We start from the raw sequence: 24,155 nt of genomic DNA on the forward strand, positions 1-24,155 counted from the left end.
CATTCAGTAAGAATCAAATGCATGGACTAGGAGACGCCCCGTGTCGGTCGTGGTTGAGAAGAAAAAGCAGGCCCTCAAAACGTCGTCCCTGCTGGAGGTGTCATGGGCCGACCCGGTCACCGGCGCCAAGGGATTTCTGGTGATTGACCGGCTGGTTCGTGGCGTTTGCAGCGGTGGGCTGCGCATGCGCAAGGGCTGCACTCTGGAAGAAGTGCGCGGGCTGGCTCAGGGCATGACGCTGAAGGAAAGCCTGCATTTCAACCCGAACAGCCGCTATGTCCCCCTCGGGGGCGCCAAGGGCGGCATCGACTGCGATCCGCACGATCCGCAGATGCGCGGGGTGCTCAAGCGGTACCTCCAAGGAGTCGGCGCCCTACTTCGGGCGCACTGGACCATGGGTGAAGACCTTGGCCTACAGCAGAAGCTCATCGACGAAGTGATTCATGAACTGGGGCTGGAAAGCTCCATCCAGGCCGTTTACCCCTTGCTTGCGGACCCCGACGAGGCCATCGCACGGCTGCGGCAGGCCTTCGGCATCGATGTTGACGGGGTGGGTCTCGGGGAATTGGTTGGCGGGCTGGGCGTCGCCGAATCCGTGCTCACGGCGCTGGACCAGCTCGGCAGGCCCCGTGTCGGGTCCCGCGTCGTCATCCAGGGCTTTGGCTCCATGGGCGGCGCCACGGCACGGTACCTGAACCAGGCCGGAATGCTCGTGGTGGGAATTGCCGACGCCAACGGCGTCATGGTCAACCCGAACGGGCTGGACGTGGAGGCGCTGTTGAAGTCGCGCAATTCCTTCGGCGAGATCGACCGGGCAAGTCTGCGCCCGGAGGATGCGGAGCTGCCGCGTGGACAGTGGCTCGCCGTCGAAACCGATGTCCTGGTGCCGGCAGCGATCTCGTACTGCATCACCGCGGACAACCAACACGAGGTTGCGGCTTCCGTGATTGTCGAGGCCGCCAACATGCCCGTGCTCCGGGAGGCCGAGGACTTGTTGACGGCCCGCGGCATCCAGGTGGTCCCGGACTTTGTTTCCAACTCCGCCACCAATGCATGGTGGTGGTGGACGCTCTTTGGTGACATCGAGGCCGACCTCGGGCAGTCCGAACACAAGATCCGCACCGAAATGAGCCGAATCGTCACCGACATGTTTGGCCGTGCTGCGGCCGACGGTGTCACCCTCCGCGATGCCGCGCTGGCCTTCACTCAGGACAAGCTGCGCGACATCGACGCGCAGTTCGGGTTGGCATGATCCCGCCGGACACCTCGCTGGCTCCGTTCCGCAACCCGCGCTCAGTAGCAGTCGTTGGGGCCTCGGACGACCACGCCAAGTGGGGCTATTGGCTGGCTCGCGGAGCGTTGACAGGGCGCACCGAGCGTGCGGTGTACCTGGTCAATGCAAACGTCGACGCCGTCCAAGGCGAGAAGGCGTACCCCAAGGTTTCGTCCCTGCCAGGAGTTCCCGAACTCGTGGTGCTGAGCATCCCCGCACGGTTCGTTGCCGAGGTTGTCGAGGACGCCTTGGCAGCGGGGTCCAAGGCATTTCTGGGCATCACCGCCGGAGTCCCCGGGGAAGAGGCCTTGAAGAGACGAATCAGCAAGGCGGGAGCCAGAATCATCGGCCCCAACAGCCTAGGCTTATTCGACGCCGCCTCGAAACTGCAGCTGGCGTGGGGGCACTTCACCCCCGGCCAGCTGGCCATCGTCTCTCAGAGCGGTCAGCTGGGATCCGAACTGGCAATCCTGGGCGCCCGGGCCGGCCTGGGAGTCTCCCGCTTCGTTTCCGTAGGCAACCAGCTGGATGTCAATGCCGCCGAGATCCTGGGCGACCTGGCGGACCACGAGGAAACCAAGATCGTTGCCCTGTACTTGGAAAGCTTCAGCGGCGGCGCCAACCTTGTCGAAACAATCCGCGCACTCACCCTTGCCGGGAAGACCACGCTGGTGCTCACCACCGGCGCTTCCGACGGCAGCCAGCGACTGGCCAGGTCGCACACGGGTTCGCTGACTTCCGCCCTGGACACCGTCGACGCTGCCTGCCGCGCCGCGGGGGCCATTCGCGTCAACACCCCCGCCGAGCTCATCAACCTCGCACGGTACCTGGGCGTCGCGGACAAGCCTGCAGGCCGCCGCACCGCGCTCATCAGCGACAGCGGTGGGCAAGGAGGCATCGCCGCAGATGTCGCAGCGCGGGCAGGACTGCAGGGCGCGGTCTTTTCCGACGATCTCCAGCAAAGGCTCGCAGCCATCCTTCCGGCGGGCGCGGCAGTGTCCAACCCAGTCGACCTGGCGGGTGCGGGCGAGGCAAACCTCCACGTCTACGCCGACCTGATCGAGGTGCTGAAGGACTCGGGCGAAGTGGATGCGGTGGTGCTCTCCGGCTACTTCGGCCGCTACGGGGAAGACACCCCGGCGCTCGAGCCCCTCGAGCTGGAGGTCGCGGACAGACTTGCGGCACTGGCCGACGGCTCCTGCATCGCCCTGGCCGTGCACAGCCTGAGCGAAAGCTCCCCCGTCGTCCGGCGACTGTGGCAGCGGGGCGTCCCATGCTACCCGGGCATCGAATTTGCCCTGGAGGCCCTGGCCTCGGCGGCCCGGCTTGCCGAGGCACCGGGACGCCCGCTCAGGGCAACCGGGCGCACGATCCGGGAGCCGGCCCCCGGCTACTGGTCGGCGCGCGGGCTGCTGGCCGAGCTCGGAATCGACGCGCCGGCAGGCATGCTGGCACTGAACCGCGAAGACGTATTCCGAGCCGGCCAGATGTTGACGTATCCGCTGGTGTTGAAGGCCGACTGGCTGGAACACAAGAGCGAGCACGGCGGCGTGAAGCTGGGCCTCGGTTCGGCCGAGCAGTTGCTCGCGGCTTTCGATGACATGCATCGGCTCCTGGGCGACGGGCAGTACGTCGTGGAGGAACAAGACATGCGCGAGAACACCGTCGAGGTGCTCGTGGGCGCCCGCCGGGACAGGGATTTCGGACCGGTGGTCACCGTCGGTGCGGGCGGCACCGAAACCGAACTCCGCCAGGACATCAGCGTCGAACTTGCCCCGGTGGACGAATCCACGGCCTTGCACATGATCGGCAGGCTCAAGTGCATGCCGCTGCTCAAGGGGTGGCGAGGACGACCCGGTACGGATATTGCCGCCCTGGCGCGCATCGTCGTTGCCGTTTCCGAGGTCGTTGCCGCCACGGAAAACATCACCGAGTTCGAAGTCAACCCCATCCGGGTGGCACCCGTCGGCGCAATGGCCGTCGACGCGCTAGTCCTGTCCCGGGCCACGGCCAGAGTATGAAGGAGAACATTATGATCGTCCCTGACATCAGCACCGAATTCCGCGGCAAGGTGGCGGTGGTGACAGGCGGAGGCTCCGGCATAGGCCGCGCCATCGCCCAGCGCTACGCCGCGGCCGGAGGCAAGGTCGTCGTATTGGGACGCCGCGAGGAGCCGCTGCGGGAAACCGTCCGGCTCATCACCGAGGCCGGCGGGCAGGCCGACCACGTCTCCTGCGACGTGCGCGACGCCCCGGGAGTGGCCGAGGCGATCGACGCCGTCGTCGCTAGGGAGGGACGTCTGGACGCATTGGTGAACAACGCGGCGGGCAACTTCGTCGCCGCAGGCGAGGACCTGAGCCCCAACGGGTGGAAGACGGTGATCGACATCGTCCTCAACGGCACCTTCTACGCCACGAATGCGGCTGCCAAGCACATGCTCGCCGCGGGATCGGGCAGCATCCTGAACGTCATCGCCACCTATGCCTGGCACGGCCACCCCGGCACGGTCCACAGCGCGGCGGCCAAGGGCGGCATCGTCGCGATGACCCGCACCCTGGCCGTTGAATGGGCAGCCCGTGGCGTGCGCGTGAACTGCATCGCGCCGGGCCCCACCGAGACCGAGGGAGCGGGCGCAGCCCTGTGGGGAACCGAGGCCGCGCGTGCCAGGGTATTGGGCGGGGTGCCCGCCGGACGGTTCGCCAGTCCCAGGGAAATCGCCGAGTCGGCCTCCTACCTGCTGGGCCCCCGCGCCGACTACATCACCGGCGAGGTCATGGTGGTCGACGGCGGGCAGTGGCTGGGCAAGTCTGTCTACACCGCCGCGGGGGCCGACGCATGAGCCAGATGACAGGGGGTCAGTCGCTGATCGCCGCCCTCGCCGCCCACGGCGTCCAAACGATCTTCGGCATCCCGGGCACCCACAACCTCGCGGCCTACGCGGCCATGCCTGCCTACGGCATCACCCATGTCTCCCCGCGCCACGAACAGGGTGCGGGCTACGCGGCCGACGGCTATGCCCGCTCCTCGGGACGCCCCGGGGTCGTATTGACCACCACCGGTCCGGCGATCCTCAACGCCACCGCGGCCGCCGCGCAGGCCTATTCGGACTCCGTGCCGGTGCTGTTCATCTCCCCCGGGATGCCGCTGCGCCACCCGGGACGCGGCAACGGTCTGCTGCACGAAGTCAAGAACCAAGGTGCGGCATTGGACGCGGTCGTGGCCTACAGCCACCGGATCACCAGCGTTGCGGAGATTCCGCTGGCCGTCGCCCAGGCGTTTGCCTTCATGGGCACCGGCCGACCGCGCCCCGTGCACCTGGAAATCCCCCTGGACCTGCTCGATGAGGTCGCCGAGGCTTCCATCGTGCCGCCGATCGTCTCCGCGTTGCCCGGCGCCCCGGCCGCCGTGGTCAAGGCAGCCGCCGCTGCACTGTCCGCCGGACAGCGCCCACTGATCTTGGTCGGAGGCGGGGCTTCCCGGGCCGCCGCCCAAGTCAAGGCCGTGGCCGAGGCCTTGGGGGCCCCGGTCATCGCGTCGACCAACGGCAAGGGTATCCTGCCCGAAGACCACGAACTGGCCGTCGGCGCCGGGTTGCAGCACCCCAGCGTGGTAGCCGCAGTCGACGATGCCGACGTCGTCCTGGCGATCGGCACCGAACTCGCACCCTCCGATTGGTGGATCGGGCTGCCGGGCATGGATTCCAAATTAGTCCGGATCGACATCGACGCGACCTCCATCAGCACCAACGCGGTTCCCTCCCACGCGCTGGTCGGTGACAGCGCAACCGTGCTGGAGGCCCTGCTGGTGCACTTTGCCGCCGAGGTCCAGGGCGCATCCACATCCGCTGCCCGGCGAACGGCGGCGCTGCGCGAGGGCCTCACGGCCGATGCCCGTGCGGAGGGCGGGCCGTGGCTGGAGATCGTCTCGGCGATCGACGCCGCCCTGCCGCGCGATGCCATCGTTGCCGGCGACAGCGCCATGGCCTGCTACTACGGAGCCCTGTCCAACCTGCCGCTGCACCGCCCCAACGCCTTCCTGTATCCCACGGGCGTGGGCACCCTGGGCTACGGACTGCCCGCGGGGATCGGGGCCAAGATCGCCAACCCCGACGCACCGGTGCTGGTCCTGCAGGGGGACGGCGGGATCATGTTCAGCATCGCCGAACTTGCCACCGCTGCCCAGCTGGGACTCGCCCTGCCCATCGTTGTTGTGGACAACGGCGGCTACGGCGAGATCCACAACGAGATGGCCGACCGCGGCGCACCCGTGCACGCGGTGGCCCTGGGGCGCGCGGACTTCCCCGCCCTGGCCGAGGCAATGGGATGCCACGGGGTTGCCGTTGCCGACGCCGACGAGCTGGCCGCCGGCATCAAGGCCGCCCTCGACGCCGACAGGCCCACCCTGTTGCACATCCGTGAAACCAGCCGCGCCGCCGACGGAATGAACTAAACCGGCACCGCAACCAACCCCGGATTCCGCCGTCGCGGCACCACGTGTGGCATCGCGACCGGAAAGCCGCAGCACCGCATCAGTACTAACAGATCCAGGCACTAGAGGAGAAACACCATGGCAAGGAACAACGTCGAATACTGGCCACTGAGCGACGAGCAGCGCGCAATCGTGGAGTTGTGCAAGGATTTTGCCGCGAATGAGATTCGGCCGCGCGGGCGCGAGGTCGATGAGGCGGACACTGTTCCGCCCGAGGACATCTTCCGCAAGGCCGCGGAGATCGGCATCACCGACTTCATGCTGCCGGAGGAATTCGGAGGCGGCGGATTCACCGACGTCTTCACCCAGTGCTTGGTCCAGGAACAGCTCTGTTGGGGCGACCCCGGAATCGGAAACTTCATCTGCGCTAACGGCTTCTTCGCGGATCCGCTCCTGGCGCTGGGCTCCGATCTTCAGAAGAAGAAGTGGTTGTCCCCGCTGGCGGGCCCCGACGCGCTGTTCACCTCGTTGGCGACGACGGAGCCGGGGTCGGGCTCGGACTCCGCCTCGATCGTGACCCGCGCCGACAAGGTTGAGGGCGGCTACTCGATCAACGGGCAGAAGTCCTGGATTTCCAACGCAGGACTGGCTGACCAGTACGTGGTATTTGCCAAGACCGATCCATCCGAGCGGTCCAGGGGCGTCACCGCGTTTCTGCTCAGGAAGGACACCCCGGGGATGAGCTTCGGCGAACCCATGAAGAAGATGGGCCAGCGGGCGATCGTTTGTCGCGAGATCTTCTTCGACAACGTTTTTGTCCCGGAGGAAGACCGCCTGGGTGAGGAGGGACAAGGCTTTTACGGCCTGATGAAGACCTTCGATGTTTCCCGAGTCGTGCTTGCGGCGGCCGCGACCGGTGCCGCACGGGCTGCCTACGAGTACGCGCTGGAATACGCACGGACCCGCACCCAGTTCGGCAAGCCCATCATCGAACACCAAGCGGTGGCATTCCGTCTGGCCGACATGGCAACCCGCATCGAGTCGGCATGGCTGATGACCTTGCACGCGGCCCGCCAACTCGATGCCGGGGAAAACGTGAATGGATTGGCCGCGATGGCCAAGTTGCAGGCTTCCGAGACGGCCATGTTCTGTACGTGGGCGGCCGTGCAGACCTTGGGCGGCTGGGGCTACTCCCGCGAATACCCGGTGGAGCAGTGGATGCGCGACGTCAAACTCGAGGAAATCGAGGAAGGCACCTCGGACATCATGCGCCTGGTGATTTCCCGCAACCTCTAACACTGTCAGTTCAAGGTTTCGACGCCGGAGCCCGGCCATTGGAAAACAAAGACAAGGAAAAGAAACGTGAAGATTGCAGTGTTGGTGAAGCAGGTGCCGGACACGGGTGAGCAGCGCAAACTGGATCCCGCAACGGGGTTGGTGGATCGCGGCGGGGAGAGCGTGCTCGACGAGATCAATGAACGTGCCCTCGAAGTGGCCTTGCGTTATCGGGACGCAAACAAGGGAACGGAGGTGGTTGTCATTTCCATGGGGCCAGACACGCTCACCAAGGGGCTTCGGAAGGCCCTCTCGATGGGTGCCGACGCTGCCGTTCACGTCCTCGACGACACGTTAGTCGGCGCCGATGCCGGGCGCACGGCAGCCGTCTTGGCCGCCGCCGTGCGTTCGGTTGCGGCCGGCCTGGTGGTGGCCGGCAACGAATCCACGGACGGGCGTGGCGGCGTGGTCCCGGCCATGGTCGCCGAGCATCTGTCGTTGCCGTTGCTCAGTGCCATGGACACGGTGGAGCTGTCCGAAAACGAGGTTTCGGGGCACCGCAGCACCGAGACCGGTTCGATGCGGGCCAGCGCACCGCTTCCGGCGGTCATCTCTGTCACCGAGCGCTCCGCGGAGGCCCGATTCCCCAGCTTCAAGGGGATCATGACGGCCAAGCGCAAACCGCTGACGGTGTTGTCGGTCGCCCAGCTGGGGTCGTTGCCCGGCGACCAGGCCCTGACGAGCATCGTCTCCACGCTGCGTAGCCCGGCTCGCACGGCGGGGCGACGGATCGTCGATGAAGGAAATGCCGGCAAAGAGTTGGCGGAGTTCCTGCGCTCCGACCGCTTGATCTAGAAGGACGAGGGAGCATCATGAAAAATGTCTTGACACTCATTGAAACGAGCGACTCGGGGGAGCTGGGCAACTCCGCCGCGGGCCTGCTGGGCGCGGCGGCCAAGATCGGCAATCCCGTCGCTGTGGTGGCCGTGGCCCCGGGCTGCGGCGCGGGGCTAGTGGGGCAGCTCGGTGCCTTCGGCGCCACCCACGTGGTCCTTGCCGAGTGCGAAGGAGTCGGGAGCCTGCTGGTTGCCCCGGAACTCGAGGCGCTCTCGGCCGCGGCCCGCGAGCTCAATCCGGTGGCAGTAATTGCAGCGAACTCGGTGGCCGGACGCGACGCGGCAGCCAGGTTCGCCGTTCGCGCCGGGGCAGGACTCCTGGCGGACGTCGTTGACGTGACCGTGGACGGGGACGCCATCGTGGCAACCCATTCCGTCCTGGGAGGCGACTACACCGTTCGGGCAACCGTTACTTCGGGCCCTGCGGTCATTACCGTCCGCCAGGGCGCCATCAAGGACGTTGCCACCGCGGCCACGCCAACGTCGATGACAATGCAGGTCGAGCCCGAAAGCGCGGCGGCAACCATTCTTTCCGCCACGGTGGAGTCATCCGCGGGCAACCGCCCGGAGTTGCGCGGCGCCGAACGCGTGGTCGCCGGAGGAAGGGGCCTTGGCTCGATGGAGAACTTCACGCTCGTTGAGGACCTGGCGGACGCGCTGGGCGCGGCCGTCGGCGCCTCGCGGGCAGCCGTGGATGCCGGTTACGTGGAGCAGGGCGCCCAGGTGGGCCAGACCGGGGTAAGCGTGTCCCCGCAGCTCTACATCGCGTTGGGCATCTCGGGGGCCATCCAGCACCGGGCCGGCATGCAGACGGCCAAGACCATCGTGGCGATCAACTCCGATGCCGGCGCGCCCATCTTCGACGTGGCCGACTTCGGCATCGTCGGCGACGTTTTCACCGTGGTGCCGCAGCTGATCAGTGCGCTCGACGCGCATGCCGACTCATGACGATGCTCAAGGCCCGCCCCGCCGGAAACGACGGGAGGGTGCGGACCGCGCTCGCGATGGGTGCAGCCCTGGCACTGCTGGCCCTGCTGGTCTTTGCCGCCAAGTGGTTGCGTGGATTCGAGGGAGTACAAGAATTCCTGGCGGAGTACACCGGGCATTCGGCGTTGCCCGAAGGAGCGCCGGTGGGGCTACCGGCTTGGCTGGGTTGGCAGCACTTCCTCAATGGTTTTTTCCTGCTGCTGATGGTGCGCACCGGGTGGCTGGTACGCACCACCACCCGGCCGGCCGGCTACTGGACCCGGAACAACAAGGGCCTGTTCCGCACCCAGGGCGCGCCCCGGAAAATCAGTCTCGACTTGTGGTTCCACCTGAGTCTGGACGCGCTGTGGGTACTGAACGGGCTGGTGTTTATGGTGTTGTTGCTGGCCACGGGCCAATGGATGCGGATCGTCCCGACCAGCTGGGAAATTTTCCCCCACGCAGCCTCGGCGCTGCTGCAATACGCCTCGCTGGACTGGCCGGTGGAAAGCGGGTGGGTGAACTACAACGCCCTGCAGGTCTTGGCCTACTTCCTGACGGTGTTTGTTGCGGCGCCGCTGGCACTTGCCTCGGGTCTGAGGATGTCGCCGGCCTGGCCGAAAAACACCCGGCGGCTGAACGTGGCCTTTCCAATCGAGGCGGCCCGCGCAATCCACTTGCCGGTCATGTTCTACTTCGTGGCATTTGTCGTGGTGCACGTGGGCCTGGTGCTGGCCACCGGGGCCATGGCAAACCTCAACCACATGTATGCGGGACGGAACGACGGCGGCTGGGCCGGGGTGACGGTGTTTGCACTGTCGCTCGCCGCCATGGCGGCCGGTTGGCTGCTGGCCCGCCCCCTGTTTCTGCGCCCCGTTGCGGCGCTGACCGGCAAGGTCAGCCGCTAAGTGGCGTCTGGCGAATCTTTTCGAGAAGGCGGAAGCATGAAAGACACAGACAAAATCGTGGTCCTCGAGGGGGCGCGAACGCCCATTGGCAGCTTCGGCGGCTCCCTGAAGGACGTCGAGGCGCATGAGCTCGGCGCCGTGGCCACCCGCGCCGCGATCCAACGTGCAGGGATCGACGGCAACGACGTCGAGGAAGTTGTCATGGGGTGCATCGGGCAGGTCGGTGCCGATGCCTACAATGCCCGAAGGGTGGCTATTGCCGCGGGGTTGCCCGAGTCCACGCCCGCCTACACCGTCAACAGGCTGTGCGGCAGTGGGTTGCAGGCTGTGTGGTCGGCCGCGATGCAGATGCGCTGGGGACACCTGGAATTCACCGTCGCCGGCGGCAATGAGTCAATGACCCGCATGCCGTTCTACGATTTTGATGCCAGGGCGGGCTACCGCATAGGCGACCGAAGATTGGTGGATGGAACGGCAGCGATGCTGACGGATCCGTTCAACAACATCCACATGGGCGTCACGGCCGAGAACGTGGCCCGGGGCTACGGGGTGTCCCGCCAGGACCAGGATGAATTCGCGTTGGAGTCCCAACGCCGGGCCGCCACGGTTGCCGCGCGGGCGGTGTTCGCCGAAGAGATCGCGCCTGTCTATGTTGGCGGGCGCAAGCCACACACCGTTTCCGTTGATGAACACCCGCGGCCCCACACCACCGCCCAGATGCTTGCCGCCCTGCGGCCGGTGTTTGCGCGCGGCGGAACCGTCACCGCGGGCAATGCCTCCGGGATCAACGACGGCGGGGCAGCCCTGGTGCTTGCCCGCGTCGGCGCGGCCGCCGAGCGCGGCTTGAAGGGGCTCGCGACTCTGGAGGCAGTGACCACCGCGGCACTGGATCCGGCGCTGATGGGCTATGCCCCGACGCTGGCCCTGCACAAGCTCTTCGAGCAAACGGGGATGACGCCGGCGGACATCGACATCGTGGAACTCAACGAGGCCTTTGCCGCCCAGGCCGTCGCCGTCATGCGCGACGCGAAACTGGATCCGGAGAAGACCAACCCGTATGGAGGTGCCATCGCGTTGGGCCATCCCGTGGGGGCCACGGGCGCCATGTTGAGCCTGCGAGTCGCCAAGGACCTGGTGCGCCGTGACCTGGAATTCGGTGTTGTCACGATGTGCATCGGCGGAGGCCAGGCCCTGGCGGCCTTGTTCCGCCGCGCATCCTGACCGGCGGCCATGAACGTCCAAGCCGGTGTGCGACACATGTCGTGTACGCCGCAACTTTCATTGTGAGGATGGATATGTCATTCGAGAACATCTTGGTCCGTTTCGAAGGCCCGTTGATGTGGCTGACGTTGAACCGGCCCACCGAAGCCAACGCCATTAGCATCGCCATGGGACAGGAATTCTGCGCGGCGATCGACCAGGCCGAGCGGGATCCCGCGATCCACGTCGTCATCTTGCAAGGCAATGGCAGGTTCTTCTGTGCCGGCGGAGACGTTGCCATGATGGACGCGGCAGATGATCCCGCGGCGTTCCTGAAGGAGCTGGCCGAAACCATGCACCTGGGGCTGCTGCGACTGGCGAGATCCAGGCTGATAACCATTGCCGCCGTCGACGGCTATGCGGCCGGCGCGGGGTTGGGACTGGTGCTGAATGCCGACGTGGTGTTGGCTTCGGAAAGGGCAGGTTTCCTCAGCGCCTATGGAACCATCGGCCTGACTCCGGATTGCGGTGTCTCCTACCTGCTCCCGCAGGTTGTCGGTCCGCGCCGGGCAGCACACATGGCCTTGCTGGGACGTGCGGTCAACGCGGACGAAGGGCTGGCCTGGGGGCTTGTCACCGAAGTCGTTGCGCAGGGCGATCTTGTTGCGCGCGCCCGTGACCTGGGCGAATCCTTGGGAACGGGTGCCACCCAGATGCTCGGCCCCACCAAGAAACTGTTGTCGGCGGGCACCCTCGAAGGCTACGCCAGGCACTTGGACGACGAGGCCGAAACCATTTCTGCCATGATTTCCCTGGCCGACACCCGGCGGCGCATCGGGGAGTTCCTGGCCCGCAGTACGCGATAGGTATGAGGAGCGCGGAGCACCGGCACGTGGGTGATCGTGAAAGCACGAGTTGTGGCACCTCCCCGCCGCCCGTCTGGAACGTACGGGCACAAATGACCATCTCCGCCTTCCTCGAGGGTGTCGACCTCGCCGGCAAAACGATCACTCCCTTCGTCACCTACGCGGTCAGCGGCATGGGCAACGTCCAGGACGGCTATCGGGGTTCACTTCCGACTTCCGAGCTCAGGCCCGGGTTGGCAGTGCGCGGCGAGGAGGCCTCCACGGCCGCACCGGTCCTCGAGGACTCGCTGAGGCAAACACGGCTCATCCGGTAAGACACCCTCCGGAGGGTTCGGTGGGATCAGGCGGCGATTGGGTGGGACGACGTCAGTTCCGCGCCGAGGTGCGCCCGCCGAAGTCATCGGCGATGTCCTGGGCGACCCGGCGCATCAGCGGCACCATCTCATCGGTGATCGAGGTGGAGCCGATGCGCCCGGGCTGCACCGAGACATTCAGCGCACCGAGCAGCTGCGCGCCGCGGTAGACGGGAACCGCCAGCCCGCGCAGCCCTTCGTCGAGTTCCTGTGCGACCAGCGACCAGCCCTGGGCCCGCACGGTCTCGAGCTCGATGCGCAATTCATCGATGCCGGCCACGGTCTTGGAGGTGAAGTGGGTCAGCTTGGCGTTGCGCAGGAACTCCTCGCGCGCCGCCTCCGGCAGCTCGGCGACCAGCACCCGACCCATGGAGGTGGCCCAGGCCGGGAGCCGGTTGCCGATGGACACGTTCATCGAGTGCATGCGCGGGGCGGCGATGCGCTCCACGTAGAGGATGTCCTGGTCATCGAGCACGCACAGGGCCGTGGTCTCGGAGAGCTCCGCGGCCAGGGACTGCAAGTGCGGGCGCGCGACCTGGGGCAGGGTGAGCCCGGAGAGGTAGGAGGCACCGATGTCCATCACCCGCGGAGTCTGCCGGAAGGCGTTCCCGTCGGATTCCAGGTAGCCCAGGTCCACCAGGGTGAGCAGGAAGCGGCGGGCCGCGGCACGCGAGACGTTGATGGCCTCGGCCACCTGGGTCACGGTCAGCAACGGGTGCGCGGCGTCGAAGGCCAGCAACACCGCCAGCGTCTTTTCCGCCGACTTCACATAGTAGTCAGGCTGCTCGGCCATGGCTCACCACTCCCCTTGTTCTTCCCTAGTACTTCGTCAAGCGGTTGCGTTCGAATTGCGCGGCCAGCCGGACCGGCGCATTGGGTGCCCCGTAGCCGTCGTAGCCGCCGCGGCGCTGCACGACCTCAAGGAACATCGAGCCCACGGTTTCGGTGTAGAAATGCAGGAACTCGCCGTGCTCGTCGCGGTCGTAGAGCAGGTTCAGTTCCTGCAACCGTGCCAGGGTTTCCCCGTCGAGCCCGAACCGTGCCGCCAGGTCTTCATAATAGTTGTTCGGCACGGCCAGGAATTCCATGCCCGCGGCCACCGCGCGGCGGGCCAGGGCGATGATGTCATCGGTGTGCACCGCAATGTGCTCGGGATAGCCCGGGGCGCGGTCGCGGGTGTCTTCCAGTCCGTGCGGCACAATGTTCAGCGCCAGGCGCACGGCGCCGTCTTCCGTGCGCAGCACCTGCGAGCGGACCAGCCCCATGGGGCTGGGGACCTCGGTGCCCGGACGGGCGGAAAGGTTCAGCGTGGAGGTGTAGAAGAGGACCGATTCGTCGAAGGCCTGCCAGGGCTGGGCCAGGTTGACGTGGTCGATGCCGGTGATGGCCCCGGTGTCCTCGGGCATGGTGCCGTCGCCGAATTCGGCGGCCCAGGCCGGCTCGTCCGCCGTGGTCCCGAAGAACACCTCGGTGGCATCCGGTGCGGTGAATCCGTGCAGCGGCTGCTCGCCCACGGTGTGGTGGCGCGGGACGGCGGGTGCCTTCAGCGCTGTGGCGCGCCGGGTGCCCAGGGCAGCGTCGGGAACCTGGATGCCGAAGCCGGAGACCTCGGCGGTGATCCCGCGGCTGCGCTGGGTGTTGATGATGATCCGCGCGTCCCCCGCGCTCCAGAGCGTGACCGGCTTGCGTCGGTGCTGTCCGCGGAAGGTGAATCCCAGCTGGGCCAGCATGCCCGCCACGACCTCCGGGTCCTCGGTGCGGATCTCGGCGTAGTCGAAGCCCGAAGGCTCCTGGGCGCCGGGCAGGGCGGCGAGCCCCAACGGGTAGTCAAGTGCGCCCGCACCCAGGTGCGCGGCGGTCTGGTCCTGCAGCCAGATCAGCGAGCGCATCCCGTCCACGGCGGTGCGCTCGACGTTGGACTGGCGGAAGACGTCGTTGAAGATCTCCAGCGAGACGATGCCGTCGTAGCCCGAGCGGACCAGGTGCCCCATGAAGGCGTCCAGCTCGAAGCCGCCCTCTCCGGGAAACACCCGATAGTGCCGCGACCAGGAGAGCACGTCCATGGAGAGCACCGGGGCGTCGGCCAGCTGGACGAAGAAGATCTTTTCCGCCGGGATGTCCGCGATGCCCGACGGGTCGTCCCCGCGCGAGAGGATGTGGAAGGAATCCAGGCAGAGTCCCACGTTGGGGTGGTCCACCAGCTCGACGATCCGGTAGGAGTGCAGGTAGGTGTTCACGAACTTGCCCCAGGCCAGGGCCTCGTAGGCGATCTTCACCCCGTGCTCGGCGGCGAGTTCGGCCAGGGCGCGGATCTGGCTGGCGAAGAGTTCGTCGTCGTCGATGGTCGCGGTGCCCACGTTGGAGCACAGCAGCATGGTGTCGATGCCCAGCCGGTTCATGAGCTTGAACTTGGCCTCGGCGCGCGCCAGGTTGGCCCGGAAGGTCGCCTCGTCCACGCCCTCGAAGTCGCGGAAGGGCTGGAAGAGGTCCAGGGTCAGCCCCAGGCGGTCGGCCAGGGCGCGGACTTCCTCCGGGGACATGGGCGAGACGGTGAGGTCTTGTTCGAAGACCTCGATGCCGTCGAAGCCGGCCTTGGCGCAGGCGAGCATCTTCTGCTCGAGGGTGCCGGAGATGCAGACGGTGGCGATGGAGGTGCGCATTAGAGGCCCGCCTCCAGCATGTCGAGCAGGTGGTTGCGCATCCGGGCGGTGTCCGGGGTGGTTCCCGTGATGATGCCAAAGGCGTCGACCGCCTGGCCCACGGCCATGTGCCCGCCGTCGAGGGTGCGGCAGCCCAGGGCCTTCGCCGCGGTGATCAGCTCCGTGTCCACCGGACGGTAGACCACGTCGGCCACCCAGTGTTCGGGCGTGAGCCCGGCAATGTCGAAGGGCAGCCCGGGGTGGTGGTGCATGCCCACGGGGCTGGCGTTGAGCACGCCGTTCACGCGCGGCAGCAGGGCCGGGACCTGGTCGAAGTCGCAGGCCAGGATGGTGCGGTCGGGGAACTGCATGGCCAGGGTCGCTGCGCGTTCGGCGGCGCGGGTGGCCTCGGGGTCCACCAGCAGCAACTCCTTGACCCCGGAGTCCAGCAGCGCGTAGGCCACCGCGGAGCCGGCCCCGCCGACACCCAGCTGCAGCACCGAATCCAGCGTGGCCCCGGGAAGTCCGTTGGCCAGGGCCCAGGAGAAACCGGAGGCGTCGGTGTTGTAGCCGTGGAACTTGCCGTCCTTGATGACTACCGTGTTCACCGCGCCGATGGCGCGGGCCTCTTCGCTGATGTCGTCGAGGTGCTCGAGCACCAGCTGCTTGCAGGGGTGTGTGATGTTGAAGGCGTTGAATCCCAGCATTGCCCCGGCACGCAACAGCTCACCGACCTCGGTGGCGTCCTTGCCGATCTCGGCCAGGTCGATGGGGCGGTAGAGGTAGCGCATTCCGTGGGCGTCAGCCTCGGCCTCGTGCATAGGCGGGGTCAGCGATGGCATGACCCCGTCCCCGATGAGGCCTACAAGGTACGACTGCGTGCTGGTGCTCATGAATGTTCCAGTCCTTGAGATTTTTCGCGTGAGGATTGTCTTGGATGTGATTTAGCTCTACTCTAATGGTTGTACGCAATTCGTACAACTGTACGCTTTGCGCACACAGACCTCGCAGACACGTTGAGTTCCCCCTCAATTATCCCGTCATACCTAGGAGTACCCGATGCCAAACACCGACAACCAACCGGCGCAAGACGCGCCCGGCACCGGGGGCAGGACGCCGGTCAAAGCGGCCCTGGCCAGCTTCATGGGCAGCGCCGTGGAATACTACGACTTCTTCATCTTCGGCTCCGCCGCGGCCCTGATCTTCCCGCACGTGTTCTTCCCCGACGCGGGCGCCAATGCCGCCGTCATGTCCCTGGCGACCTTCGGGTTCGCCTACGTCGCGCGCCCCATCGGCGCGGTCATCCTGGGCCACTTCGGCGACCGCATCGGGCGGCAAAAGGTCCTGATGTTCACCCTGGTGCTCATGGGAGCGGCGACCTTCATGATCGGCTGCCTGCCCACCTTCGACCAGGTCGGCTGGCTGGCCCCGGCCCTGCTGGTGCTCGCGCGCCTGTTGCAGGGACTCTCCGCCGCCGGCGAGCAGGCAGGCGCCTCCTCGCTGACCCTGGAACACGCGCCGGATGACCGCCGCTCCTTCTTCACCTCCTGGACGCTGACCGGCACCCAGGGCGGCCAGATCCTCGCCGCACTGATCTTCATTCCCGTGGTTGCGATGCCCGACGAGTTCAAGTTCGGCATCGGCTGGCGCATCCCGTTCTGGCTCTCCGCGGTGGTCGTCATCGTCACCTTCTTCATCCGCCGTTCGCTGCACGAGACCCCGGAGTTCGAGGAAGCCAAGAAGAACAACGAGATCGCCAAGCTGCCCCTGGGCGTGCTGATCCGCTTCCACTGGCGCGACGTGCTGCGCGTGGTCTTCTGCGCCTTCATCGCCGCGGTCTCCACCGTCTACGGCACCCTGGCCATTTCCTACGGCAAGAACATCGGCCACATCGATGCGTCGATCACCCTGTGGCTGGTGGTGGCCGGCAACGTCGGCGCCCTGTTCACCCAACCGTTCTTCGGCAAGCTGGCGGACAAGATCGGCCGCAAGCCGGTGTTCATCTACGGTGCCCTGGGGTCGGCCGCGTTCATGCCGTTCTACCTGCGCTCCATGGAAACCAGCAACACCGTGTTGCAGTTCGCGCTCTCGCTGCTGGTCTTCTCCTGCGCCTACGCGGCGGCCAATGCCGTCTGGCCGTCCTTCTACGCCGAGATGTTCTCCTCCCAGGTCCGCTTCTCCGGCCTGGCCATCGGCACCCAGCTTGGCTTCCTGATGGCAGGCTTCGCCCCGTCAATCGTCGCTGCCCTCGGCGGCCTGCAGCCCGGCGGCTGGGTGGTCATCAGCATCTTCACCGTCGTGATCGCGCTGATCGCCTCGGTCTCCGCACTGACCGCTAAGGAAACCTACAAGGTGCCCACGCACCTTTTGGGCCGCACGGCTCACAAGGTCGAGAGCGCTTCGGGCGCCCACCTGCAGTAATCCCGGAAAATGACCGAGGCCCCGGGGCTTCCCGATAAGCGGGAGGCGCCGGGGCCTTGGCGTGCCGGCAGGCAATCAGGAGCGCAGCACGGCCACGGCGAAGGCGCGCTCGATCTCGACGGCACGGCCTCTGTTGCCGTTTTCAAGGACCGCCATGCGGAACTCCTTGGTGATGGCGTCGTACCGATCGCCGAGCCTGTTGAAGTCGCCGTCCTCGATCCTGCGCCCGTCGTGGTGGACGTACTCCAGCAGGCGCATGCCCTTGTTGGTGCGGGCCACGAGGGTTTTCCTCGTCGCGTCCCCGGGCCCGGCGGCCGCCATGAGGGCGAGCATCGTGGCGTCGTAGACGACCTTGTCCCGCGCGGAATTGCGGGCGCGCTTGACCAGGTGCGCCCACAGCTTCGCGGGATCCTTGGCCACGCGCAGCGCGGCGGCCGTGGCAACCAGCTTCTTGCCCTGGGCCTTGAGCAGGCCGAGGTCCATGAGCATCAACCGGAAGTCATGGATGCCGTGCAGGTGCACCTCGGTCTTGCCGCCGAATTGCACGAAGTCCTCGTGCTCCCAGCCGATCCCCGCGATCACCTCCGGGATCACGGACGGTGACAGGTAGCCGGCCGCGGTCAGCGGCAGGCCCGCGCCATCGCAGGCGTTGATCCACCACAGGATCGAGCCCATGGCGCGTGGCGCCTCGAAAGGCATGACCGGGACCGCAGGTGCGGCGAACACGGGGAGCCCCGGCGCACCGGCCTCCGGCTTATGTCGCCCCGGTCCTCGGCATTCGCCGTACCGGGGCGACATAATGGCAGCCATGGACACTCCGCGCGGACCGTTGCTGCCGACAGGCGAGGGAACGGCGCACGTCGCACGCCTCAACCCGTCGGCGGCGCTGCGCGAGCTCGTGGTCCACTACTGGCTGCCCACGTGGCAGATTCCGGCGGGGGCCAGCCACGAACAGCGGATCCTCTCCTATCCCGGCTGCAACCTTGCCATCGAGGACGGCATCGGGACGCTCTATGGACCGGTCACGCGGTTGTCGACCAAGCGGCTTTCGGGTTCCGGCCGCGCGTTCGGGGTGCTGTTGCGGCCGGGCACCGGTGCGCTGCTCAGCACGATTCCCGTCCCGGAGCTGGTTGACGGCTCGGTCGCTGCCAGCAATTGCGGCCTGGACTGTGCGGAACACATCCAAGCGGCCCTGTACGCGGAAGGAACCACCGAACAACAACATGGGGCGGCCATCAAGATCTTCGAGGACTGGCTGGCCCAGCGGCTCCCGGATGGGCTGGATGAAGAAGGACTGCTGCTGAACCGGATCTGTGCGGACATTGAATCCACGCCCGGGCTCCAGCGCGTTGCGCAGCTCTGTGAGCGCTGGCAGATCGGCGAGCGCAGCCTGCAACGGCTGGTGCGAACGCGCATGGGCATCACCCCGAAGTGGCTGTTGCAACGCCACCGCCTCCAGGAGGCTGCACAGCTGATGGGCCGGGGCGCGGGCCCGAACCTGGCGCGCCTGGCCCATGCGCTGGGCTATGCAGACCAGGCGCATTTCACCCGGGATTTCGCCTCCGTCACCGGGATGAGCCCCGGCGAATACGTGCGGCAGGTCCAGGCCGGTCCCGCCAGCAACTGAGAGATGCGCCGGGCCTATTCCGTGCCCGTGGCATTGAAGGTCTCAAGCCAGGCGGCGACCCGGCGTTCTGATTCCTCCCGGGAAAGATCCTCCACACGCGTCATCACGTTCCAGCGCCGCCCGAACGGATCCACGAAGGTGGCAAATCGGTCCCCGGACACAAAATCGGCCGGTTGCTCCACCGCGGTGGCTCCGTGTTCCAGCCCCTTCGCAAAGGCCGCATCAACGTCCTCGACGTAGATGGCGATGGAATTGTTCGTGTGCTGGGCATCGGCCGCGACCAGCCCGTATCCCGGCTGCGGGTCCGAGAGCTGCAGGACGCCATTGCCGAAGTCGAGCTCGGCATGCGAGACCGTGGCGCTGCCGTCCTCCCGCGGGGCACCGGGCAGCACGGAGAGCACGGTGGCGCCGAAGACGTCGCGGTAAAACTCGATGGCCTTGTGCGCCGGGTCAACGACGATGAACGGCGTCAGCGCCGTGTAGCCGTGCGGCACTCCATGGGTCGTATGCTCGCCGGTTGCGCCCTGGGTTGTTGGTTCCTTGGTCATGGTCAGCATCCTTTATTCGGAGTGGATGGTTGGTTGTCCTTCCATTGAACGCCCCGCATGCGCTCGGGGTCTTGAAGGAATCCGACACCCCTGTGTGCAGACCCGGATCTTGCTCCGGCCCGAAACCCGCAGCCACTCCCCGCAGCGACACATCTTCGTGTTCCGGATCACTGGCATGGAAGAATCCGATCAACTGCCCAACGAAGGACCATCTGCCGTGACCATGACCCAACCGAACCTCCAACGCACGGCCAGCGGCAACGCCGCCTGGATCGTGGTGGTGGTTGCGGGCATCAGCGCTGCGCTGCATATCTGGAAGCTTCCCGCCGCGCTCCCTCTGATCCAGGAAGACCTGGGCCTGTCCCTGCTTGCCGCCGGGGTGTTGTTGGGCATCGTGCAAGTGGCCGGCTTGGTCGGCGGCCTGGCGGTGTCGTTGTTGGCCGAGGTCATCGGCGAGCGCCGGACCCTGCTGTTGGGGCTGCTATTCCTGAGTGCCGGTTCGATCTTTGGCGCCCTGTCGATCGGCCCGAACACCCTGCTGGCCTCGCGGGCCGTCGAGGGTGTCGGGTTCATCGTCGCCACCGTGGTCGGGCCGGGCCTGATCCGCCGCCATGCACCGTTTCGCCGGGTAAACATGGCCGTCGGCTGCTGGAGCGCCTACCAGGGCACGGCCACCTTCGTGGGCCTGATCGCGAGCGCCTACTTCCTGCAGGTTGGCACATGGCAGATGTGGTGGTGGGTCATGGCCGCGATCACGCTGATCCCGATCCCGCTGGTGTTGCGCATGGTTCCCAGGGACCACCCCGCCGGTACCGGCGGAGCCAAGGCGGCAGCCGGACGAATCGGCATCACCGCCCGATCCTCCAAGGTGTGGATCGCCGGGTTGGTCTTCGGGTGCTACACGGTCCAGTGGATGGCCGTGGTGGGATTCCTGCCCACGCTCTACGGGGACAGCGGCCTCAGCGGCACACACGCCGGGATCCTGTCGGCCATTGTCGGCGGGCTCAACGGCATCGGTGCCATCGTCACCGGCATACTGCTGCAGCGCGGCGCCCCGGCCCGTGCCCTGTTGTTCCTGTCCTTCGTGTTGATGGCCGCAGCCGGCATGCTCACGTTCGCCATTGACTGGTCGCCGGTTCCCGGCGGCCTGGCCTGGCAGGTCGCCTGTGTCGGGTTCTTCTCCCTGTCCGGGGCAATGATCCCGGCGACCATGACGCGGATGGCCGTGGACCTGGCGCCGGAGGGCGGTTCAGCCCCGGCGGCCATGGGATTGATGCAGCAGATCTACAACGTCGGAAACTTCACCGGCCCGATGATCGTGGCATGGCTGGCCATGAGCACCGGCGGCTGGTCATCCACCTGGTGGATGACCAGTGGCTTCGCCGTCCTGGGCATCGTCCTGTCCGCGGTCCTGGTCCGGCGGCGAAGTGGCATGCATTTCTCCCACGCCTAGATCCGCATCGTCCCCACAGGCCACCCATGCCTGCCAGTCGACCTTCGGCCCGAGGGCAACCGCTTGCTACCCCTTGACGGCTCCGCCCATGAGCCCGGAGATGAACTGCTTCTGGAAGAGCAGGAAGACGATGAGCAGCGGCAGCGTTGCCAGCAACGAACCGAGCATCAGCCCCGAGTAATCGACGCGGGAGAGCCCCACCATGGTGTTCAGTGCCACCGGCAATGTGTACTTCTCCTCGCTGTTGAGCATCAGCAGTGGCCAGATGAAGGAGTTCCATTGGCTGATGAAGGTGTAGATCACCAGGGCGGCAAGCTGCGGCCGGGCCACCGGCAGCACGATCCGGTAGAACGTCCTGATCTCGCTGGCACCGTCGATCCGCGCCGATTCGATCAGGCTATCGGGGAAATCGAGGAAGGCCTGGCGCATCAGGAAAATGCCAAACGCGTTGGCCAGGAACGGCAGGATCAGCGCTTGGAAGCTGTTGATCCACCCGACGCTGGCCATCATCTGGAACAGCGGTACCAGCAGCACCTGCCCGGGAATCATCATGGTCAGCAGAACACCGCCAAGCATGAGGCCCCGCCCGCGGAACCGGTACTTGGCCAACCCGTACCCGCACATCGCGCTGACGATGCAGGAGAAGACTGTGTAGAGCACGGCCACCAGCACGCTGTTGAGCATGACCCGTGCAAAGCCGGTCTCGGCCTGTAGCCGGGAAAGGTTGTTCCACAGCTCGCCCCCGGGCAGGAGGGGCATGGGCGTGGAAAATATCTCTGCGGTGGTGTGCGTCGAGGCGATGACCATCCACAGGAACGGGACCAGGCTCACCGCAGCGCCAAGCGCCAACAGCACGTAGAGCGGGGAACGGCGGAGGGTCTGCATCACGATTTTTCCCTCATGATTCGGAATTGGATGAGCGAGATGACGGCAATGATGGCCACGACCAGCCAGGCGATCGCCGAGGCGTAGCCGAAGTCGAATTGCTGGAAGCCAACCTTGTACAGGTACAGCACCGGGGTCAGGGTCGCGTTGTTGGGGCCTCCCCCGGTCAGGATGAAGTTCTCGTCGAAGAGCTGCAGCGCGCCGATGGTCGAGGTGATGCTGCTGAACAGGATCACCGGGCGCAGCTGCGGCACGACGATCCTGGAGAACACCGCCCAGCGCCCGGCCCCGTCGATCCGTGCCGCCTCGTATTGCTCCGCCGGAATCGCCTGCAGGCCAGCCAGGATGATGATCATGTTGTAGCCGGTCCAGCGCCAGGTGATGGAGGCGATCAGCGCCACCCGAGCCCAGCCCTCGGAATTGAGCCAGTCGATCGGGTCCATCCCGATCATTCCCAGCATCTGGTTCGCCGCTCCCCCGTCGGTGGCCAGCATGACCCGGAAGACCAGCGAGTAGGCCACCAGCGTGGTCACCGCGGGCAGGAAGTAAATGGCCCGGAACCCTGTCCGGAAACGAACCCAGCTTTGGTTCAGGACGTAGGCCAGCCCGATCGCGATGCAAACCATCAGCGGCACCTGGATCATCAGGACCAAGAAGACGTTGAAGAGGCTTTGGGCCACGAGCGGATCGTCGAACAGGCGCTGGTACTGGGCCAGCCCTACCCAGCTGGTTTCCCCGCCGGAGATCGTCTGGAAGCTCTGGATGAACGAGGAAACCAACGGGTAGATGAAGAACAGGGCGAACAGGGCGAGCGCGGGCAGGATGAAGACGTAGCCGGGACGATGGCGGCGGGAGGCCCGCCGTGCCGCCTCGCTTGCTACCGCGCGAGCCGTGGAGCGGCCCTCCTTCGGTGTGGAGGGCCGCATCAGCGTGGCGGTCATGATTACTGCGCGATCTTGCGGTCGGTGGCGGTGGCGATCTGCTCGGCGGCGGACTTCAGCTCGGTGGCAGGGTCTGCGTCGTTGAGCACGGTGGAGACGACCGCGTTGGCCACGATATCCCCGGCCTTGGCGCTGTCGGCGTTGGTGGTTCCGGCGGGGATCTTGGCCGTTTGCTCGGCGAAAAGCTGATAGACCTTCTCGCCGCCGAAGTACTCCTGCGGTTCGGCGAAGAGCGGGTCGGTGAAGGCCGGCAGGTAGGACGGGAACAAGCCCTCGTCCTTCATCATCGAGACCTGGCTGTCCTTGTTGGCCAGCACGTATTTGACGAATGATCCGGCCAGTTCGGGGTTCTTTGCCTGGGTGGGAACGGCCAGCGTCGAGCCGCCGTTGTTGGAGGTGGTTCCGCCTCCAGGGGTGAACGCCGGCAGCGGAAGCACGCCGTACTTCCCGGAAAGCTCGGGGGCTTCTCCGGTCAGGGTGCCGATCCACCAGACTGCCTCGGGGTTGACTGCCGACTTGCCGTCTTTGGCAGCCGTGACTTGCCCATCCCAGCCCTTGACGTTGTGAATCAGGCCCTTCTCGTTCATGGTCTTCATCAGGGTCAGTGCCTGCACTGCTTCAGGTGAGTTCAAGTCGATGTCTCCTGCGGTGTTGAAAATGCCCTTGCCCTGTTGTTGAAGCAGCATGGAGAAGATTCCGCCGCCAGACAGGTCGGTGGAGATCAGCGTGTGGCCGGTCTTCTTCTTGATGGCTTCGCCGGCAGTAACCAGTTCGTCCCAGGTCTTGATCGAGGCCGGATCAATGCCGACCTCGGCGAAGTAGTCGGTGCGAACGAACAATCCGACGGTTCCCGAGTCCCATGGCAGGGACAACAGGCGCCCGTCCTTGTCCGAAGAAGCCGCGATCTTCGAGGGATCGAAGTCCTTGCTGGCATTGTCGATCAGCGGCGCCAGGTCGGTGAAACCCTTGGGAAACTGCGCGATGTAGGCCGGCATCCGGTCGGTTTCGACGGTGACGACGTCGGGCAGCCCGCTGTTGGCCTGCAGGGAAACCGACATCTTGTCGTAGGCGTTGTCATATCCGATGTCCACGACCTTGACGGTGGTGCCCGGATGTTCGGACGAGTAGGAGGTGGCCAGCCGCTTCAGTGCAGTTGCGGCGACATCCCAGCTCCACACTGTGATCTCGCCCGACACGTCCGCGTCCGGCTTGAGCGTCGCGCCGCTCTGCGCGGGGACCCCGCCGCCGGCGCAGCCCGTCAACAGGGCGAGGGCTATGGCTGGTACGGCCAGCTTCATGGGCTTGAACATTGTGGAGCTCCTTGTCGTCGCTAAGACCTCGATGATGGACGAAACTGTACACAGTATTCAGAACATTTGGGATAACTTTCGAACTTTTTCCATCAAGACCAAACAAAATGACGTGAAGCATCCCTCGATCCGCACCCCCGCAACGGCGCTGCCCGCGACGGCCGAC

At 66.2% G+C, this 24,155-nt stretch carries 22 protein-coding genes; 14 read left to right on the plus strand and 8 right to left on the minus strand.

Going from position 1 to position 24,155, the window contains the following annotated elements:
* Positions 1–40 precede the first annotated feature (40 nt).
* The 11 genes from ACIPVK_RS08790 (at position 41) to ACIPVK_RS08840 (ending at position 12,126) form a co-directional block, all read left to right on the plus strand.
* Positions 41–1,252 (plus strand): Glu/Leu/Phe/Val dehydrogenase dimerization domain-containing protein, encoded by a 1,212-nt coding sequence (locus ACIPVK_RS08790; protein ID WP_407611590.1) that lies wholly within the window; start codon positions 41–43, stop codon positions 1,250–1,252.
* The gene (locus ACIPVK_RS08795) at positions 1,249–3,294 is read left to right on the plus strand and encodes an acetate--CoA ligase family protein (protein ID WP_407611591.1); all 2,046 of its coding nucleotides are present in this window, start codon (positions 1,249–1,251) and stop codon (positions 3,292–3,294) included. The genes ACIPVK_RS08790 and ACIPVK_RS08795 overlap by 4 nt, the downstream gene beginning before the upstream one ends.
* A gap of 11 nt (positions 3,295–3,305) precedes the next feature.
* Positions 3,306–4,112, plus strand: coding sequence for an SDR family oxidoreductase (locus tag ACIPVK_RS08800; protein WP_407611592.1), 807 nt, complete (start codon positions 3,306–3,308; stop codon positions 4,110–4,112).
* A complete protein-coding gene (locus tag ACIPVK_RS08805) occupies positions 4,109–5,722 on the plus strand; it encodes a thiamine pyrophosphate-binding protein (protein ID WP_407611593.1) in 1,614 nt (537 codons plus the stop codon). The genes ACIPVK_RS08800 and ACIPVK_RS08805 overlap by 4 nt, the downstream gene beginning before the upstream one ends.
* Before the next feature lie 117 nt (positions 5,723–5,839).
* Positions 5,840–6,997, plus strand: a complete 1,158-nt coding sequence (locus ACIPVK_RS08810; RefSeq protein ID WP_407611594.1) for an acyl-CoA dehydrogenase family protein — start codon at positions 5,840–5,842, stop codon at positions 6,995–6,997.
* Positions 6,998–7,063: 66 nt separating this feature from the next.
* Positions 7,064–7,831 carry an electron transfer flavoprotein subunit beta/FixA family protein gene (locus ACIPVK_RS08815; RefSeq protein WP_407611595.1) on the plus strand — a complete coding sequence of 256 codons (768 nt, stop codon included), beginning with the start codon at positions 7,064–7,066 and terminating at the stop codon, positions 7,829–7,831.
* Between the two features lie 17 nt (positions 7,832–7,848).
* Positions 7,849–8,820, plus strand: a complete 972-nt coding sequence (locus tag ACIPVK_RS08820; protein ID WP_407611596.1) for an electron transfer flavoprotein subunit alpha/FixB family protein — start codon at positions 7,849–7,851, stop codon at positions 8,818–8,820.
* A gap of 56 nt (positions 8,821–8,876) precedes the next feature.
* Positions 8,877–9,746, plus strand: a complete 870-nt coding sequence (locus ACIPVK_RS08825) for a cytochrome b/b6 domain-containing protein (protein ID WP_407611632.1) — start codon at positions 8,877–8,879, stop codon at positions 9,744–9,746.
* Positions 9,747–9,782: 36 nt separating this feature from the next.
* Entirely contained in the window at positions 9,783–10,967 is a 1,185-nt protein-coding gene (locus tag ACIPVK_RS08830; protein ID WP_407611597.1) for a thiolase family protein, read from the plus strand.
* 74 nt (positions 10,968–11,041) lie between these two features.
* On the plus strand, positions 11,042–11,812 hold the full coding sequence (locus ACIPVK_RS08835) for an enoyl-CoA hydratase/isomerase family protein (RefSeq protein ID WP_407611598.1): 771 nt from the start codon (positions 11,042–11,044) through the stop codon (positions 11,810–11,812).
* A 2-nt stretch (positions 11,813–11,814) separates the two neighbouring features.
* A complete protein-coding gene (locus ACIPVK_RS08840) occupies positions 11,815–12,126 on the plus strand; it encodes a flavodoxin (protein WP_407611599.1) in 312 nt (103 codons plus the stop codon).
* A 52-nt stretch (positions 12,127–12,178) separates the two neighbouring features.
* On the opposite strand, the gene ACIPVK_RS08845 is transcribed toward ACIPVK_RS08840, so the two are convergent.
* From ACIPVK_RS08845 to ACIPVK_RS08855, 3 genes are read right to left on the minus strand one after another with little or no spacing between them, the layout of a single operon-like run.
* Positions 12,179–12,958, minus strand: a complete 780-nt coding sequence (locus ACIPVK_RS08845; RefSeq protein ID WP_407611600.1) for an IclR family transcriptional regulator C-terminal domain-containing protein — start codon at positions 12,956–12,958, stop codon at positions 12,179–12,181.
* Positions 12,959–12,983: 25 nt separating this feature from the next.
* Positions 12,984–14,825, minus strand: a complete 1,842-nt coding sequence (locus ACIPVK_RS08850; RefSeq protein WP_407611601.1) for a bifunctional sugar phosphate isomerase/epimerase/4-hydroxyphenylpyruvate dioxygenase family protein — start codon at positions 14,823–14,825, stop codon at positions 12,984–12,986.
* On the minus strand, positions 14,825–15,697 hold the full coding sequence (locus ACIPVK_RS08855) for a shikimate dehydrogenase (protein ID WP_407611602.1): 873 nt from the start codon (positions 15,695–15,697) through the stop codon (positions 14,825–14,827). The genes ACIPVK_RS08850 and ACIPVK_RS08855 overlap by 1 nt, the downstream gene beginning before the upstream one ends.
* Before the next feature lie 166 nt (positions 15,698–15,863).
* On the opposite strand from ACIPVK_RS08855, the gene ACIPVK_RS08860 reads away from it, so the two are divergent.
* The gene (locus ACIPVK_RS08860) at positions 15,864–17,225 is read left to right on the plus strand and encodes an MFS transporter (protein WP_407611603.1); all 1,362 of its coding nucleotides are present in this window, start codon (positions 15,864–15,866) and stop codon (positions 17,223–17,225) included.
* 75 nt (positions 17,226–17,300) lie between these two features.
* On the opposite strand, the gene ACIPVK_RS08865 is transcribed toward ACIPVK_RS08860, so the two are convergent.
* Positions 17,301–17,951: a hypothetical protein gene (locus tag ACIPVK_RS08865; RefSeq protein WP_407611604.1), complete on the minus strand. Its 651-nt coding sequence runs from the start codon at positions 17,949–17,951 to the stop codon at positions 17,301–17,303.
* A gap of 82 nt (positions 17,952–18,033) precedes the next feature.
* Between ACIPVK_RS08865 and ACIPVK_RS08870 the strand changes: the two genes are divergently transcribed.
* Positions 18,034–18,852 carry a helix-turn-helix domain-containing protein gene (locus ACIPVK_RS08870; RefSeq protein WP_407611605.1) on the plus strand — a complete coding sequence of 273 codons (819 nt, stop codon included), beginning with the start codon at positions 18,034–18,036 and terminating at the stop codon, positions 18,850–18,852.
* Positions 18,853–18,866: 14 nt separating this feature from the next.
* On the opposite strand, the gene ACIPVK_RS08875 is transcribed toward ACIPVK_RS08870, so the two are convergent.
* The gene (locus tag ACIPVK_RS08875; RefSeq protein WP_407611606.1) at positions 18,867–19,400 is read right to left on the minus strand and encodes a VOC family protein; all 534 of its coding nucleotides are present in this window, start codon (positions 19,398–19,400) and stop codon (positions 18,867–18,869) included.
* A 223-nt stretch (positions 19,401–19,623) separates the two neighbouring features.
* Here ACIPVK_RS08875 and ACIPVK_RS08880 point away from each other — a divergent pair, with 223 nt between their 5' ends.
* Complete coding sequence (locus tag ACIPVK_RS08880; RefSeq protein WP_407611633.1) at positions 19,624–20,853, plus strand: CynX/NimT family MFS transporter; 1,230 nt, start codon at positions 19,624–19,626, stop codon at positions 20,851–20,853.
* Between the two features lie 66 nt (positions 20,854–20,919).
* On the opposite strand, the gene ACIPVK_RS08885 is transcribed toward ACIPVK_RS08880, so the two are convergent.
* The 3 genes from ACIPVK_RS08885 to ACIPVK_RS08895 are packed head-to-tail and all read right to left on the minus strand — an operon-like array spanning position 20,920 to position 23,989.
* Positions 20,920–21,738: a carbohydrate ABC transporter permease gene (locus ACIPVK_RS08885; RefSeq protein ID WP_407611634.1), complete on the minus strand. Its 819-nt coding sequence runs from the start codon at positions 21,736–21,738 to the stop codon at positions 20,920–20,922.
* On the minus strand, positions 21,738–22,679 hold the full coding sequence (locus ACIPVK_RS08890; RefSeq protein ID WP_407611607.1) for a carbohydrate ABC transporter permease: 942 nt from the start codon (positions 22,677–22,679) through the stop codon (positions 21,738–21,740). Before ACIPVK_RS08890 ends, ACIPVK_RS08885 begins: the two co-directional genes overlap by 1 nt.
* Positions 22,680–22,681: 2 nt before the next feature.
* Positions 22,682–23,989: an ABC transporter substrate-binding protein gene (locus ACIPVK_RS08895; RefSeq protein WP_407611608.1), complete on the minus strand. Its 1,308-nt coding sequence runs from the start codon at positions 23,987–23,989 to the stop codon at positions 22,682–22,684.
* Positions 23,990–24,155 lie beyond the last annotated feature (166 nt).

The sequence above is a fragment of the Paeniglutamicibacter sp. MACA_103 genome (assembly GCF_045798555.1).
Taxonomy (GTDB): Bacteria; Actinomycetota; Actinomycetes; order Actinomycetales; family Micrococcaceae; genus Paeniglutamicibacter.

Coding starts and splice junctions, on each gene's coding strand:
- ACIPVK_RS08795 (WP_407611591.1), top strand. CDS start 1,249: ATGATCCCGCCGGACACCTCGCTGGCTCCGTTCCGCAACCCGCGCTCA.
- ACIPVK_RS08800 (WP_407611592.1), top strand. CDS start 3,306: ATGATCGTCCCTGACATCAGCACCGAATTCCGCGGCAAGGTGGCGGTG.
- ACIPVK_RS08805 (WP_407611593.1), top strand. CDS start 4,109: ATGAGCCAGATGACAGGGGGTCAGTCGCTGATCGCCGCCCTCGCCGCC.
- ACIPVK_RS08810 (WP_407611594.1), top strand. CDS start 5,840: ATGGCAAGGAACAACGTCGAATACTGGCCACTGAGCGACGAGCAGCGC.
- ACIPVK_RS08820 (WP_407611596.1), top strand. CDS start 7,849: ATGAAAAATGTCTTGACACTCATTGAAACGAGCGACTCGGGGGAGCTG.
- ACIPVK_RS08825 (WP_407611632.1), top strand. CDS start 8,877: ATGGGTGCAGCCCTGGCACTGCTGGCCCTGCTGGTCTTTGCCGCCAAG.
- ACIPVK_RS08830 (WP_407611597.1), top strand. CDS start 9,783: ATGAAAGACACAGACAAAATCGTGGTCCTCGAGGGGGCGCGAACGCCC.
- ACIPVK_RS08835 (WP_407611598.1), top strand. CDS start 11,042: ATGTCATTCGAGAACATCTTGGTCCGTTTCGAAGGCCCGTTGATGTGG.
- ACIPVK_RS08840 (WP_407611599.1), top strand. CDS start 11,815: ATGAGGAGCGCGGAGCACCGGCACGTGGGTGATCGTGAAAGCACGAGT.
- ACIPVK_RS08845 (WP_407611600.1), bottom strand. CDS start 12,958: ATGGCCGAGCAGCCTGACTACTATGTGAAGTCGGCGGAAAAGACGCTG.
- ACIPVK_RS08850 (WP_407611601.1), bottom strand. CDS start 14,825: ATGCGCACCTCCATCGCCACCGTCTGCATCTCCGGCACCCTCGAGCAG.
- ACIPVK_RS08855 (WP_407611602.1), bottom strand. CDS start 15,697: ATGAGCACCAGCACGCAGTCGTACCTTGTAGGCCTCATCGGGGACGGG.
- ACIPVK_RS08860 (WP_407611603.1), top strand. CDS start 15,864: ATGCCAAACACCGACAACCAACCGGCGCAAGACGCGCCCGGCACCGGG.
- ACIPVK_RS08870 (WP_407611605.1), top strand. CDS start 18,034: ATGGACACTCCGCGCGGACCGTTGCTGCCGACAGGCGAGGGAACGGCG.
- ACIPVK_RS08875 (WP_407611606.1), bottom strand. CDS start 19,400: ATGACCAAGGAACCAACAACCCAGGGCGCAACCGGCGAGCATACGACC.
- ACIPVK_RS08880 (WP_407611633.1), top strand. CDS start 19,624: ATGACCCAACCGAACCTCCAACGCACGGCCAGCGGCAACGCCGCCTGG.
- ACIPVK_RS08885 (WP_407611634.1), bottom strand. CDS start 21,738: ATGCAGACCCTCCGCCGTTCCCCGCTCTACGTGCTGTTGGCGCTTGGC.
- ACIPVK_RS08890 (WP_407611607.1), bottom strand. CDS start 22,679: ATGACCGCCACGCTGATGCGGCCCTCCACACCGAAGGAGGGCCGCTCC.
- ACIPVK_RS08895 (WP_407611608.1), bottom strand. CDS start 23,989: ATGTTCAAGCCCATGAAGCTGGCCGTACCAGCCATAGCCCTCGCCCTG.